The sequence below is a fragment of the Agrococcus sp. SCSIO52902 genome (genome assembly GCF_022983135.1).
In the GTDB taxonomy this organism is placed as follows: domain Bacteria; phylum Actinomycetota; class Actinomycetes; order Actinomycetales; family Microbacteriaceae; genus Agrococcus; species Agrococcus sediminis.
The window spans coordinates 1,420,938-1,433,991 of record NZ_CP095269.1; the positions used below are offsets into that span (position 1 = coordinate 1,420,938).

Here is a 13,054-nt window from a genome sequence, read left to right on the forward strand (position 1 = left end):
TAGACTGGTCTGCTGATGAGCGATCTCTGGGGGCTGGGCGACGAAGGCTTCGACTCGGTCCAGCGACCCTCGCCGATCGGGCCGCGCGGCGACGCCGTGCCCGAGCACCTGCTCGAGGGGCTGAACCCGCCGCAGCGCGAGGCCGTGCTGCACCGCGGGCCCGCCCTCCTCATCGTCGCCGGCGCCGGCTCCGGCAAGACGCGCGTGCTCACCCACCGCATCGCCGGCCTGCTCGCGACCCGCGAGGCGTGGCCGAGCCAGATCCTCGCGATCACCTTCACGAACAAGGCCGCCGCCGAGATGCGCGAGCGCGTGCACAGCCTCATCGGCGAGGAGGCGAGCGGCATGTGGATCCGCACGTTCCACTCCGCGTGCGTGCGCATCCTGCGCCGCGAGGCCGAGGAGTTCGGCTTCAAGCAGTCGTTCACGATCTACGACTCGGGCGACGTGCGGGCGCTGATCAAGCGGCTCATCAAGGAGCGCGGCGCCGACATCCAGGGCCTCACGCCCGGCGGCGTCTCGGCGCGCATCTCGAAGGCCAAGAACGAGCTGCACGACGTCGACTCGTGGGCGCGCACCGCCAACCTCGAGAACCCGCTCGACCAGGCGTTCCTCGAGCTCTGGCGCGACTACGACCGCGAGCTGCGGCGGGCGAACGCCTTCGACTTCGACGACCTCATCTCGCAGACGGTCTTCCTCTTCCGCGCGTTCCCGCACGTCGCGGCGCAGTACCGCAAGCGCTTCCGCCACATCCTCGTCGACGAGTACCAGGACACCAACGCGGCGCAGTACGCGCTCATCCGCGAGCTGACGCAGCCCGTCACGGGCGCCGACCTGCCCGACCTGCGCAGCGACCTGCCGGGCGCCTCACTCACCGTCGTGGGCGACTCCGACCAGTCGATCTACGCCTTCCGCGGCGCCGACATCCGCAACATCACCGACTTCGAGCGCGACTTCGCCGGCGCCCGCGCGATCCTGCTCGAGCAGAACTACCGCTCGACGCAGAACATCCTCTCGGCCGCCAACGCCGTCATCGGCAACAACTTCGACCGGCGCGAGAAGCGGCTCTGGACCGATTCGGGCGACGGGGCCAAGATCGTCGGCTTCACCGGCTACTCGGGCCACGACGAGGCGCAGTTCGTCGCCGACGAGATCGTCGAGCTCACCTCGGGCGGCATGGCCTACAGCGACATCGCCGTCTTCTACCGCACCAACGCCCAGACGCGCGCGCTCGAGGAGGTGCTCATCCGCACCGCCATCCCCTACAAGGTGATCGGCGGCACGAAGTTCTACGAGCGCGCCGAGATCAAGGACGCGATGGCGTACCTGATCACCGTCGCGAACCCCGCCGATCCGCTGAGCCTGCGGCGCATCATGAACGTGCCCAAGCGCGGCATCGGCCCCGCGACCGAGGCAGCGCTGCAGGCGTTCGCCGACGAGCACGGCATCACGCTGCGGGATGCGCTGCGGCGCGTCGACGAGATCGCCCTCGGCTCCAAGGTGGCCGCGGCCATCACGGATCTGGCGGCGCTGCTCGACCACTGGAGCGAGCGGCCCGAGGCCGACCCGGGAGAGGTGCTGCGGGATCTGCTCAGCCGCTCCGGCTACACCGATCAGCTGCGCCGCTCGCCCGACCCGCAGGACGCCGCGCGGCTCGAGAACGTCGAGGAGCTCGTCGCGGTGACGCGCGAGTACCGCCGCCAGAACCCGGGCGGCAACCTCATCGACTTCCTCACCGAGACGGCGCTCGTCGCCGCCGCCGACGAGCTCGACGACTCGGGCGGCCAGGTCTCGCTCATGACGCTGCACACGGCGAAGGGGCTCGAGTTCGACGCGGTGTTCATCACCGGCGTCGAGGAGGATCTGCTGCCGCACCGCATCTCGGCGAACGAGCCCGGCGGGCCCGCCGAGGAGCGGCGGCTGTTCTACGTGGGCATCACACGCGCGCGGCAGCGGCTGCACCTGTCGCTCGCGATGACGCGCGCGCAGTTCGGCGAGGTCAACCCCGCGGTGCCGAGTCGGTTCCTCGAGGAGATCCCGGCCGAGCTGGTCGACTGGCGCACGCTGCCGACGACGATGCGGCCGGCGCCCGCGCAGCGCGCCGTGGGGCGCTGGAGCGACGGGCCGCGCGAGTCGTTCGTGACGGGCTTCCGCGACCCGAAGCCGCTCCCGAAGGGCAAGGGCACCTTCGCCAACACCATCACCGAGGTGCGCGACAACTCGGCCCTCGAGCTCTCGCCCGGGGACCGCATCCGCCACAAGGACTTCGGTGAAGGGCGCGTGCAGGCGGTCTCGGGCGCGGGCGCGAAGCGCATCGCCGAGGTGCAGTTCGACCAGGTGGGGCGCAAGCGGCTGCTGATCAAGATCGCGCCGATCGAGCTGCTCTGAACCATGGTCTCGACTCGGGCGGCCGCCTCCGGCGGCAGCCCGGCTCGACCAGCGGGAGGGCGGCGGCAGCCCGGCTCGAGCGGCGTGAGGGCGGCGGCGGCCCGGCTCGACCGGCGGGAGGGCGGCGGCTACAGCGCCTGCGTCACCAGCAGCACCATCGCCACGAGGGTGAGCGCCGCGGCGCCAACGATGAGCGGGCGGAACCGGCGCGCCATCGTGCGCGGCGGCCGGTCGTCGTCGAAGCGCTCGAAGTAGGGGTCGAGCTCGGGCGGGACGCGGTCGTGCTCGTGGCGCTGCTCCTGCATGCGCCCCAGCCTCCCACGAGACGATCAGCGACGCACAGGCAGGGCCGGACTATGGTGCGGAGCATGCGTCGACTGGTCGGAGCGAGCGGCATCGCAGCGCTCGCGCTCGCCCTCGCGGGCTGCGGCCTCACCGTGCCCTCCGACCCCGACGGCACCCTCGAGACCGTCTCGGGCGGCGTGCTCGAGGTGGGCGTGACGCCCAACCCGCCGTTCACCGAGATCGACGACGCCGACGACGAGGAGCCGTCGGGCACCGAGGTGACGCTCGTCGAGTCGTTCGCGGCGTCGATCGACGCCGAGCTCTCGTGGACGGTCGGCAGCGAGGAGGACCTCGTGCGCCAGCTCGAGGAGGGCGACCTCGACCTCGTCATCGGCGGCATCACCGAGCAGACGCCCTGGGCGGCGCACGCCGCGCCGACGCGCGCCTACGCGCAGGCGCTGCAGCCCGACGGCTCGACCACCGGCGTCGTCATGCTCACGCCGATGGGCGAGAACGCCTTCCTCGCCGCGCTCGAGCAGCACCTCGACGAGGCGGCGCCATGAAGCGCATCGGCCGCACCGAGCTGCCCCCGGCCCAGGAGCAGGCGCTCCGCAAGGCGCGCCTCGTCGAGTGGCTGAGCCTCGGCTACGCCGCGATCGCGATCACGCTCGTCGGCCTCGTGATGGGCGGCTCGCAGGCGATGCGCACGGCGTGGATCGAGGACATGCTCTCGACCGTCCCGCAGCTCGCGTTCCTCATCGCCCTCGCGGTCATCCGCCGCCCGCCGAGCCAGAAGCATCCGTACGGGTACCACCGGGCGATGGGCATCGGCCACCTCGTCGCCGGCGTCGCGCTCTTCGCCGTCGGGGCGACCCTCGCGTTCGACGCGATCAGCGGGCTCGCCTCGCTCGAGCACCCGTCGATCGGCACGGTGCGGCTCTTCGGCACCACGATCTGGCTCGGCTGGCTCATGGTCGGCACGATGCTGCTCATCTCGGCGCCGCCCGTGATCCTCGGCATCGTCAAGATGCGGCTCGCGAAGCAGCTGCACAGCAAGCTGCTGCACGCCGACGCCGACATGATGCGCGCCGACTGGACGACGCACGCCGGCTCGATCGTGGGCGTGCTGGGCGTCGGCCTCGGCATCTGGTGGCTCGACGGCGCCGCCGCCCTGTCCATCTCGGCCGGCATCATCTGGGACGGCGTGAAGAACACCCGCGCCTCGGTGCTCGACCTCATGGACATGCGCGCGACGACCGTCGACCAGTCGGAGTCCGACCCGCTCATCGACCGCATCGAGGACACGCTGCGGCGGCTGCCGTGGGTGCGGGATGCGGCCAGTCGCGTGCGCGACGAGGGGCACGTGTTCCATGTGGAGGCGTACGTCGTGCCGCTGCGGCGCAAGGTCAAGGTGGAGGACGTCGACCGCGCGGCCCGGCAGGTCACCGCGCTCGACTGGCGCGTGCAGGACGTCACGATCGCGGTCATGGGCCGACTGCCGTCGCCGGAGGCCGAGCGGCGCGACGACGACCGCTCCGACGACGGAGCCGCCGCGCCGGAGTGATCCGGGCGGCGGCTCCGATGCGGGTCGCTACGCGTCGCGGTCGCGATCCGGGTCGCGGCCCGGGCCGGGCTCCGCGTCCGGGTCGGCGCCGCCGCGCTGCAGCGGCACCGCGCGGGTCGACAGCCGGCCGCGGTCGAGCTCGGGGTGCGGCTCGTGCGACTCGATCTCCTCGTCGACCGCGGCGATCGTGGTCGTGTCGATCGACGGCAGCGCGGCCTCGAAGCGCGCGCGGCGGCGCTTCAGCCACAGCGCGAGCGCGATGATGAGCGCGAGCAGCGCGTAGGCGACGATCGAGAACGGGCTGTGCACGAGGTAGGCGGGGTCGCCCTGGCCGATCTGCATGGCCTTGCGCAGCTGCTCCTCGGCCATCGGGCCGAGGATCGCGCCCACCACGAGCGGCGCGATCGGGAAGCCGAGCCGCCGCATGAAGAAGCCGAGCACGCCGAGCACGAGCAGCACCGCGATGTCGAAGACGGTGAAGTTCGCCGCGTACGCGCCGAGCCCGGCGAAGACGAGGATGCCCGCGTAGAGGTAGGGGCGGGGGATCTGCAGGAGCTTCACCCACATGCCCACGAGCGGCAGGTTGAGCACGAGCAGCATCGCGTTGCCGATGAAGAGGCTCGCGATGAGCGCCCACACGAGCGCCGGCTGCGTGTCGAACAGGCGCGGGCCCGGCTGGATCCCGTACGTCTGGAAGGCGCTCAGGATGATCGCCGCGGTAGCCGTCGTCGGGATGCCGAGCGTCAGCAGCGGCACGAGCACGCCCGCGGCCGCCGCGTTGTTGGCCGACTCCGGACCCGCGACGCCCTCGATCGCGCCCTTGCCGAACTGCTTCCGGTACTCGCCCTTCGCGAGGCTCCGCTCGGTCGCGTAGGAGAGGAAGGTCGCGACGTCGGCGCCGCCGGCGGGGATCGAGCCGATCGGGAAGCCGATGCCGGCGCCCCGCAGCCACGGCTTCCACGACCTCGCCCAGTCGGAGCGGCGCATCCACGTGCGCCATCCGCGCGTGATGGGGATGATCGGGATCTCGCCGCCCCGCAGGCGGGAGCCCACGTACAGGGCCTCGCCGAGCGCGAAGAGGCCGACCGCGACGAGCACGACGTCGATGCCGTCGCCGAGCTGCGGGATGCCGAGCGTGAAGCGCGCCTGCCCGGTGAGCGAGTCGACGCCGATGAGGCCGATGAACAGGCCGATCGACAGCGACACCATGCCGCGCCAGGCGCTGTCGCCGAGCAGCGCGCCGACCGTGAGGAACGCGATCACCATGAGCGCGAAGTAGTCGGATGGGCCGAGGCTGACTGCGAGGCGGGCGACGGTGGGCGCGAGGAGCGTCAGCAGCACCGTGGCGATCGTGCCTGCGACGAACGAGCCGATCGCGGCGGTGGCGAGCGCCGCCGCGCCGCGGCCGGCGCGCGCCATCTTGTTGCCCTCGAGCGCGGTGACGATCGACGCGGACTCGCCGGGGGTGTTGAGCAGGATCGACGTGGTCGAGCCGCCGTACATGCCGCCGTAGTAGATGCCGGCGAAGACGATGAACGCCGCGGTCGGCTCGAGCGCGTACGTGATCGGCAGCAGGAGCGCGACCGTCATCGCCGGGCCGATGCCGGGCAGCACGCCCACGGCGGTGCCGAGCAGCACGCCGAGCAGCGCGTACAGCAGGTAGACGGGCTGGAGCGCGGTCGCGAAGCCCTTGAGCAGCAGGGTCCAGGTGTCCATCAGAGGCCGATCCAGGAGGTCAGGGTGCCGGTGGCGGGCAGCGAGAGGCCGAGCAGCGTGCCGAACACGAGCTGCGTGACGGCGCCGAGGGCGAGACCGATCGCGGCGGCGAGCCACCAGCGCTTCGCGCCGAGGGCGAGCGAGGCGCCGGTGAAGAGGATGGCGACGCCGAGGGGCCAGCCGAGGTGGGGGATGGTGAGCATGAGCGACAGGAAGCTCAGCACGACGATGCCGGTCGAGCCCCACGAGGTGCCGTGCTCGAGGTCGATGTCCTCGCCCTCCTCGGCGTGCCCGAAGCGGCCGCGGAGCTGGCCGACGAGCACCACGAGCGACGAGAGCAGCAGCAGGCCGCCGACGGCGTACGGCACGACGCGCGCGCCGAGCGTGTTGGTCGATCCCGGGGGCTCGCGGATGGTGGTGGTCGAGATGAGCACGGCGATCGCCAGCACCACGAGCAGCCCGACGAAGACCATCGCCTCGATGCGGGCCGAGCGCGCCGCGGCCGACGCACCCGTGGGTGCGCCGGCCGGGGCGGTGCTCATTCGATCAGGCCGATCGTGCGCAGCGTCTCCTGGGTGAGCGTGATGTCGTCGGCGAGGAACGCGTCGAACTCGTCGCCCGGCATGAACGCATCCGTCCAGCCGTTGGTCTCGAGCGTCTCGGTCCACGCGTCCTGCTCGTGCAGCTGCGTGACGAGGTCGACGAGCGCCGTGCGCTCCTCGTCGGTGATGCCGCCCGGGGCGATCACGCCGCGCCAGTTCGTGAGCGTCACGTCGATGCCCTCGTCCTGGATCGTCGGCACGTCGGGCAGCGCCTGCGCGGGCTCCTCGCTCGAGACGGCCAGGGCGCGCAGGTCGCCCGAGAGCACGGACTCCGAGAACTCGCCGACGCCCGAGATGCCGGCCTGCACGGTGCCGCCGAGCAGCATCGTGAGCGCCTCGCCGCCGCCGGAGTTGGCGACGTAGTTGAGCGTGGTCGGGACCTCTGCCGCGTCGACGCCGGCCTCGGTGAGGAGCAGGCCCGCGAGGATGTGGTCGATGCCGCCGGCGGAGCCGCCGGTGACGGCGAGGCCCTGGCCCTCGGCGACGATCGCGTCGACCAGGTCCTGCAGGCTCTCGTAGGGAGAGTCGGCCGGCACGACGATGACGAGCGGCTCCTCGGTGAGCTTCGCGATCGGCGTCATGTCCTCGATGCGCACCTCGGAGGCGTTCGTCTCCACGGCGCCGACCATGACGGAGCCGGTGATCATGAGCGTGTTGGGGTCGGTCTCGGTCGCGAGGCTCGCGAGGCCGACGGTGCCGCCGGCGCCGCCGATGTTCTCGACCGGCGCCGAGCTGACGAGGTCGGTGTCGGTCAGCACCTGGCCGATGGCGCGGGCGGTCTGGTCCCAGCCGCCGCCCGGGTCTGCGGGGGCGATGACGCTGACCTCGGTGACGGCGGCCGGCGCCTCGCCCTCGGCGCCGCCGGTCGAGGCGGGGGCGCCGCCGGACGAGCAGGCGGCGAGCGCGAGCGCTGCAGCCCCCGCGAGGCCGATGCGGACGATGGTGCTGGTGCGCGTGCTGGGCGCGGTGCGTGGGTGCATGGATCGCACGTCTCCTCCTTGAGCGCCCGGCGCCGTGCCGGGTCGCGATCTGGGGGCGACGCTAGCGGCGACGGATGCCCGGTGCGCGGTTGTGGTCGATGTGCACGTTTCGGTCGTTTCGGTCGCCCGCCGCGGGGGCCAGCGCGCGCCTATCCTGAGGGCATGGGGCGGGCGATGACGCTGCGGACGCAGCTGGTGCTGCTGCAGAGCGCCATCATGCTCGTCGTCATCGTCGGCTCCGGCGTCGCCGCCGCCTGGGTGCAGGAGCGCGCGATCCGCGACGCCTACCTCGACCGCATGGTGGGCGTCGCCTCGTCGGTGGCGCAGCTGCCGTCGGTGGTCGACGCGTTCGACGATCCCGACCCCGCCGAGGTCATCCAGCCGATCGCCGAGACGGTGCGCGTCGCATCCGCCGTCACGTACGTCGTCGTCACCGACGTCGCGGGCGTGCGCTACTCGCATCCGAACCCCGATCGCATCGGCGAGGTCGTCTCGACCGACCCGACCGCCGCGCAGTCCGGCGAGCGGTTCGTCGGCACGCAGACCGGCACGCTCGGCACCTCGTGGCGCGTGAAGGTGCCCGTGCACGACGCCGACGGTCAGGTGATCGGCCAGGTCTCGGTGGGCATCCTCGAGGCCGAGCTGCACGCCGACTGGCTCGGCAGCATCTGGGTGCTCGCGCTGTGCCTCGCCGCGGCCGCCGTCGTCGGCGTGCTGCTCGCGAGCTGGGCCGCGTCGCTCGTGCGCCGGCGCATCCACGGCGTCGAGCCCGACGAGATCAAGTCGATGCTCGAGACCCGCAACGCGACCCTGCACGGCATCGGCGAGGGCCTCGTGGTGCTCGACGAGCGCGCGACGATCGCGCTCTGCAACGACGCGGCGCTGCGGCTGCTCGGGCGCGAGGGCGACGAGCTCGCGGGCGTCCCGGTCGCCGAGGTGCTCGACGCGCGGCTCGAGCCGCTGCTGGCCGACGCGGGCGAGCAGCAGCTCGTGCTCGCGGGCGAGCGGGTGCTCGTCGCGCGCGCCGACCCCGTGGTGGTCGACGGCCGCACGGTCGGCACCGTGCTCATCCTGCGCGACCGCACCGAGCTCGACGCGGCGCTGCGCGACCTCGCGGGCGCGCAGGGCATGACCGAGACGCTGCGGGCGCAGCAGCACGAGTTCGCCAACACGCTGCACACGCTCGGCGGCCTGCTCGAGCTCGGCGAGGCCGACGCGGCGATGCAGGTCATCGCGCGCGCCGGCGCCGGCGGGGCGCTGTCGTCGCTCGCGCCCGCCGAGGGCGTGCTCGACCTCGAGGTCGCGGCGCTGCTGCTCGCCAAGCGGGCGCAGGCGCGCGAGCACGGCGTCGAGCTGGCGGTGGCGCCCGGGTCGACGCTGCGGCCCGCCGCGTCGACGGCGGGCGCGAGCGACTGGGTGACGGTGCTCGGCAACCTCATCGACAACGCGGTGGATGCGTCGGGCGGCGGGCGCGTGCAGGTCGCGATCGCCGACGACGACACCGACGCCGGCCGGGTCGTCACGATGGCGGTCGACGACGACGGCCCCGGCGTGCCCGAGGAGCGGCGGCAGCGCATCTTCGACCTCGCCGTCTCGACGAAGACGCACGCCGCCGGCCTCACCCGCGGCTACGGGCTGACGCTCGTGCGTCGCGTCGCCGAGCGGCTCGGCGGCGACGTGCGGGTCGAGACGTCGCCGCTCGGCGGCGCGCGCTTCGTCGCGACGCTGCCGGTCGACCGCAGCGAGGTGCCCGCGTGAGGCCGCTGCGCGCGCTGATCGTCGAGGACGACAAGGCGGTCGCGATCGTCACTCGCGGCTTCGTCGAGCGCCACGGCGGGTTCGTCGTCGCGGGGGAGGCCGCCACCGGGCGCGACGCGCTCGAGGCGATCGAGGCCGTGCGCCCCGACCTCGTGCTGCTCGACGTGCACCTGCCCGACGCATCCGGTATCGAGGTGCTGCGCGTCGCCCGCGCCCGCGGCTTCGCCGGCGAGGTGGTCGCGGTCACCGCCGCGCGCGACCTCGAGACCGTGCGCGCGGCGCGCGCGTTCGGTGTGCGCCACTACCTCGTGAAGCCGTTCGGGCTCGAGGCGATGCGGGAGCGGCTCGAGGCGATCCGCGCCGAGATCGAGCGGGCGGAGGCGCACGGGCCGCGCGCGCTCGACCAGCGCGCGGTCGACGCGATGCTGCAGCCGGCCGAGCGCTCGGCGAAGCCGGCGCCGGCGGGGTCGCAGCTCACCCTCGACCGCGTCGCGGCGCTGCTCGAGTCGATCGGCGCCGACGTGAGCGCGGCGGAGGTGGGGGAGCGGCTCGGGATGTCGCGGGTGAGCGCCCGCCGCTACCTCGAGCGGCTCGTCGTCGACGGCGCGGCCGAGGTCGCGCCCCGCTACGGCGGCACCGGGCGCCCCGAGCTGCGGTACACGGCGCGCCGCTGAGCGAGGGCGGCGCGCCGCTAGTGCACGGGCGTGCCGACGAGCGTGCCGATCAGCCACGTCGCGGCGAGCGCGACGATGCCGCCGAGCAGCACCCGGAGCATGCCGATGCGCTTGCCGGAGCCGCCGATCCGGGCCGAGACGGCGCCGGTGACGACGAGCGCGAGCACGGTGGCGATCACGATCGGCCACGGCATCCAGGCGGCCGGGGCCACGAGCGCCGCGAGCAGCGGCACGAGCGAGCCGAGCGTGAAGGCGACGGCGGAGGAGATCGCCGCCGACCAGGGGTTGTTGAGGTCGTCGGGGTCGAGCTTGTACTCGACGTCGAGGTGCGCGCGCAGCGGATCGGCCTCGGTGAGCTCGACCGCCACCTGGTGCGCGGTCGCCGGGGCGAGGCCGCGCGCCTCGTACATGTGGGCGAGCTGGTCGATCTGCCCCTCGGGGTTGCTCTCGAGCTCGGCGAGCTCGCGGCGGATCGCCGCGCGCTCGCTGTCGCGCTGCGACGAGACCGAGACGTACTCGCCGACCGCCATCGAGAAGGCGCCCGCGACGAGCGCGGCGACGCCCGCCGTGAGGATGCCGCCGATGCCCGTGCCGGCGCCGGCGACGCCGACCATGAGCGCCGACGTCGACACGATGCCGTCGTTCGCGCCCAGCACGCCGGCGCGCAGCCAGTTGAGCTTCGACGCCATCGACTCGACCGGCGGGGGCAGGTCGGGACGGCGCTGCATCGCGGGATCCATGGTTCCTCCTGGGTCCATCGTCGGCGGTCGCCGGGACCCCCGCAAGCAAGGCGAGGCTCGTGCGATTCCGGCAGGAAACCCGAATCTTCGGGCTTCGGCGGGCCGAAAGCGGCGGGGGCGGCATCCGCCGGAGGGCTAGGCTTGCCCAGGCGAATCCCCCACCCACACACGGATTGGATGACGCGTGGATCTCTACGAGTACCAGGCAAGGGACCTGTTCGAGCAGCACGGCGTGCCCGTGCTGCGAGGCATCACCGCCGACACCCCCGAGCAGGCCGAGGCAGCAGCCACGGAGCTCGGCGGCGGTGTCGTCGTCGTGAAGGCGCAGGTCAAGACCGGCGGCCGCGGCAAGGCCGGCGGCGTGAAGCTCGCGAAGAGCCCCGCCGAGGCGAAGGCCGCGGCGGAGGCCATCCTCGGCCTCGACATCAAGGGGCACACGGTGCACCGCGTGATGGTCGCCGAGGGTGCATCGATCGAGGAGGAGTACTACTTCTCCGTGCTGCTCGACCGCGCCAACCGCTCGTACCTCGCCATGTGCTCGTACGAGGGCGGCATGGAGATCGAGCAGCTCGCCGAGGAGCGCCCCGAGGCGCTCGCGAAGGTCGAGGTCGACCCCGCCGTCGGCATCGACGCCGCCAAGGCCGAGGAGATCGTGCGCGCCGCGAGCTTCCCCGAGGAGCTCGTCGCCAAGGTCGCCCCCGTGCTCGTGCAGCTCTACGGCGTCTTCGCCGCCGAGGACGCCACGCTCGTCGAGGTCAACCCGCTCGTGCTCACCGCGGGCGGCGACGTCATCGCGCTCGACGGCAAGGTCACGCTCGACGAGAACGCCGCGTTCCGCCACCCCGCGCACGCCGACCTCGAGGACAAGGCCGAGGCCAACCCGCTCGAGGCGAAGGCCAAGGCCGCCGACCTCAACTACGTCAAGCTCGACGGCCAGGTCGGCATCATCGGCAACGGCGCGGGCCTCGTCATGTCGACGCTCGACGTCGTCGCGTACGCCGGCGAGCAGTTCGGCGGCGTGAAGCCCGCGAACTTCCTCGACATCGGCGGCGGCGCATCCGCCCAGGTCATGGCGGCGGGCCTCGACGTGATCCTGGGAGACGCGGACGTCAAGAGCGTCTTCGTCAACGTCTTCGGGGGCATCACGGCGTGCGACGAGGTCGCCAACGGCATCGTGAAGGCGCTCGAGATCCTCGGCGACGAGGCCTCGAAGCCGCTCGTCGTCCGACTGGACGGCAACAACGTCGAGGAGGGCCGACGCATCCTCGCCGAGGCGAACCACCCGCTGGTGACCGTCGTCGGCACCATGGACGAGGCAGCGGCCAAGGCCGCCGAGCTGGCTGCGGCATAGGAGAGCAGAAGATGTCGATCTACCTCAACAAGGACAGCAAGGTCATCGTCCAGGGCATCACCGGCGGCGAGGGCTCCAAGCACACCGCCCGCATGCTCGCGGCCGGCACCCAGGTCGTCGGCGGCGTCAACGCGCGCAAGGCCGGCACGACCGTGACGCACACCGCGAAGGACGGCTCCGAGGTCTCGCTGCCGGTCTTCGGCTCGGTCGCGGAGGCGATGGCCGAGACCGGCGCCGACGTCTCGATCGTCTTCGTGCCGCCGGCCTTCGCCAAGGACGCATGTCTCGAGGCCATCGACGCGGGCATCGGCCTGCTCGTGGTCATCACCGAGGGCATCCCCGTGCAGGACTCCGCCGAGTTCTGGGCGCACGCGAAGGCGAAGGGCACGACCCGCATCATCGGCCCGAACTGCCCCGGCATCATCACGCCGGAGGAGTCGCTCGTCGGCATCACGCCGGCGAACATCACCGGCAAGGGCCCGATCGGCCTGGTGTCGAAGTCGGGCACGCTGACGTACCAGATGATGTTCGAGCTGCGCGACCTCGGCTTCTCGACCGCCATCGGCATCGGCGGCGACCCGGTCATCGGCACGACGCACATCGACGCGCTCGAGGCCTTCGAGGCCGACCCCGAGACGAAGGCGATCGTGATGATCGGCGAGATCGGCGGCGACGCCGAGGAGCGCGCGGCCGACTACATCAAGGCGCACGTGACGAAGCCGGTCGTCGGCTACGTCGCCGGCTTCACCGCGCCCGAGGGCAAGACGATGGGCCACGCCGGCGCGATCGTCTCGGGCTCGTCGGGCACCGCCGAGGCGAAGAAGGTGGCCCTCGAGGCCGCCGGCGTGAAGGTCGGCAAGACGCCGTCCGAGACCGCCCGCCTCATGCGCGAGGTCATCGAGTCGCTCTGACGTGAGCGCTCGCGGAGGGCCCCGGCTGCGGCCGGGGCCCTCCGTCATGCCGGCGTGCGGATGCGGGGGCTAGGGTGGGCGCACC

The 13,054-nt window shown here is 72.8% G+C and carries 12 protein-coding genes; 7 read left to right on the forward strand and 5 right to left on the reverse strand.

All coding sequences use genetic code 11. From position 1 onward, the window contains the following. Positions 1-15 precede the first annotated feature (15 nt). Positions 16-2,388 carry a UvrD-helicase domain-containing protein gene (locus MU522_RS07065; protein WP_246990378.1) on the forward strand — a complete coding sequence of 791 codons (2,373 nt, stop codon included), beginning with the start codon at positions 16-18 and terminating at the stop codon, positions 2,386-2,388. A gap of 128 nt (positions 2,389-2,516) precedes the next feature. On the opposite strand, the gene MU522_RS07070 is transcribed toward MU522_RS07065, so the two are convergent. Then, complete coding sequence (locus MU522_RS07070; protein ID WP_164877197.1) at positions 2,517-2,693, reverse strand: hypothetical protein; 177 nt, start codon at positions 2,691-2,693, stop codon at positions 2,517-2,519. A 63-nt stretch (positions 2,694-2,756) separates the two neighbouring features. Here MU522_RS07070 and MU522_RS07075 point away from each other — a divergent pair, with 63 nt between their 5' ends. Then, entirely contained in the window at positions 2,757-3,236 is a 480-nt protein-coding gene (locus MU522_RS07075; protein WP_240671413.1) for a transporter substrate-binding domain-containing protein, read from the forward strand. Then, the gene (locus MU522_RS07080; protein ID WP_246990379.1) at positions 3,233-4,237 is read left to right on the forward strand and encodes a cation diffusion facilitator family transporter; all 1,005 of its coding nucleotides are present in this window, start codon (positions 3,233-3,235) and stop codon (positions 4,235-4,237) included. The genes MU522_RS07075 and MU522_RS07080 overlap by 4 nt, the downstream gene beginning before the upstream one ends. A 27-nt stretch (positions 4,238-4,264) precedes the next feature. Here the strand turns inward: MU522_RS07080 and MU522_RS07085 are convergent, their stop codons facing one another. From MU522_RS07085 to MU522_RS07095, 3 genes are read right to left on the reverse strand one after another with little or no spacing between them, the layout of a single operon-like run. Beyond that, on the reverse strand, positions 4,265-5,953 hold the full coding sequence (locus tag MU522_RS07085) for a tripartite tricarboxylate transporter permease (RefSeq protein ID WP_246990380.1): 1,689 nt from the start codon (positions 5,951-5,953) through the stop codon (positions 4,265-4,267). Beyond that, the gene (locus MU522_RS07090) at positions 5,953-6,495 is read right to left on the reverse strand and encodes a tripartite tricarboxylate transporter TctB family protein (protein WP_246990381.1); all 543 of its coding nucleotides are present in this window, start codon (positions 6,493-6,495) and stop codon (positions 5,953-5,955) included. Before MU522_RS07090 ends, MU522_RS07085 begins: the two co-directional genes overlap by 1 nt. Continuing rightward, on the reverse strand, positions 6,492-7,535 hold the full coding sequence (locus MU522_RS07095) for a tripartite tricarboxylate transporter substrate-binding protein (protein WP_146355596.1): 1,044 nt from the start codon (positions 7,533-7,535) through the stop codon (positions 6,492-6,494). The genes MU522_RS07090 and MU522_RS07095 overlap by 4 nt, the downstream gene beginning before the upstream one ends. 162 nt (positions 7,536-7,697) lie before the next feature. On the opposite strand from MU522_RS07095, the gene MU522_RS07100 reads away from it, so the two are divergent. Further along, a complete protein-coding gene (locus tag MU522_RS07100) occupies positions 7,698-9,293 on the forward strand; it encodes a sensor histidine kinase (protein ID WP_246990382.1) in 1,596 nt (531 codons plus the stop codon). Beyond that, complete coding sequence (locus MU522_RS07105) at positions 9,290-9,967, forward strand: response regulator (RefSeq protein WP_246990383.1); 678 nt, start codon at positions 9,290-9,292, stop codon at positions 9,965-9,967. Before MU522_RS07100 ends, MU522_RS07105 begins: the two co-directional genes overlap by 4 nt. Before the next feature lie 17 nt (positions 9,968-9,984). On the opposite strand, the gene MU522_RS07110 is transcribed toward MU522_RS07105, so the two are convergent. After that, positions 9,985-10,707 carry a VIT family protein gene (locus MU522_RS07110; protein ID WP_246990384.1) on the reverse strand — a complete coding sequence of 241 codons (723 nt, stop codon included), beginning with the start codon at positions 10,705-10,707 and terminating at the stop codon, positions 9,985-9,987. Positions 10,708-10,891: 184 nt separating this feature from the next. Between MU522_RS07110 and sucC the strand changes: the two genes are divergently transcribed. Then, positions 10,892-12,058: an ADP-forming succinate--CoA ligase subunit beta gene (gene sucC, locus MU522_RS07115; RefSeq protein ID WP_246990385.1), complete on the forward strand. Its 1,167-nt coding sequence runs from the start codon at positions 10,892-10,894 to the stop codon at positions 12,056-12,058. Positions 12,059-12,069: 11 nt separating this feature from the next. Further along, entirely contained in the window at positions 12,070-12,969 is a 900-nt protein-coding gene (gene sucD / locus MU522_RS07120) for a succinate--CoA ligase subunit alpha (protein ID WP_246990386.1), read from the forward strand. The last annotated feature ends 85 nt before the right edge of the window (positions 12,970-13,054 follow it).

Coding starts and splice junctions, on each gene's coding strand:
- sucD (WP_246990386.1), top strand. CDS start 12,070: ATGTCGATCTACCTCAACAAGGACAGCAAGGTCATCGTCCAGGGCATC.
- MU522_RS07085 (WP_246990380.1), bottom strand. CDS start 5,953: ATGGACACCTGGACCCTGCTGCTCAAGGGCTTCGCGACCGCGCTCCAG.
- MU522_RS07080 (WP_246990379.1), top strand. CDS start 3,233: ATGAAGCGCATCGGCCGCACCGAGCTGCCCCCGGCCCAGGAGCAGGCG.
- MU522_RS07110 (WP_246990384.1), bottom strand. CDS start 10,707: ATGGATCCCGCGATGCAGCGCCGTCCCGACCTGCCCCCGCCGGTCGAG.
- MU522_RS07090 (WP_246990381.1), bottom strand. CDS start 6,495: ATGAGCACCGCCCCGGCCGGCGCACCCACGGGTGCGTCGGCCGCGGCG.
- MU522_RS07075 (WP_240671413.1), top strand. CDS start 2,757: ATGCGTCGACTGGTCGGAGCGAGCGGCATCGCAGCGCTCGCGCTCGCC.
- MU522_RS07100 (WP_246990382.1), top strand. CDS start 7,698: ATGGGGCGGGCGATGACGCTGCGGACGCAGCTGGTGCTGCTGCAGAGC.
- MU522_RS07065 (WP_246990378.1), top strand. CDS start 16: ATGAGCGATCTCTGGGGGCTGGGCGACGAAGGCTTCGACTCGGTCCAG.
- MU522_RS07095 (WP_146355596.1), bottom strand. CDS start 7,535: ATGCACCCACGCACCGCGCCCAGCACGCGCACCAGCACCATCGTCCGC.
- MU522_RS07070 (WP_164877197.1), bottom strand. CDS start 2,693: ATGCAGGAGCAGCGCCACGAGCACGACCGCGTCCCGCCCGAGCTCGAC.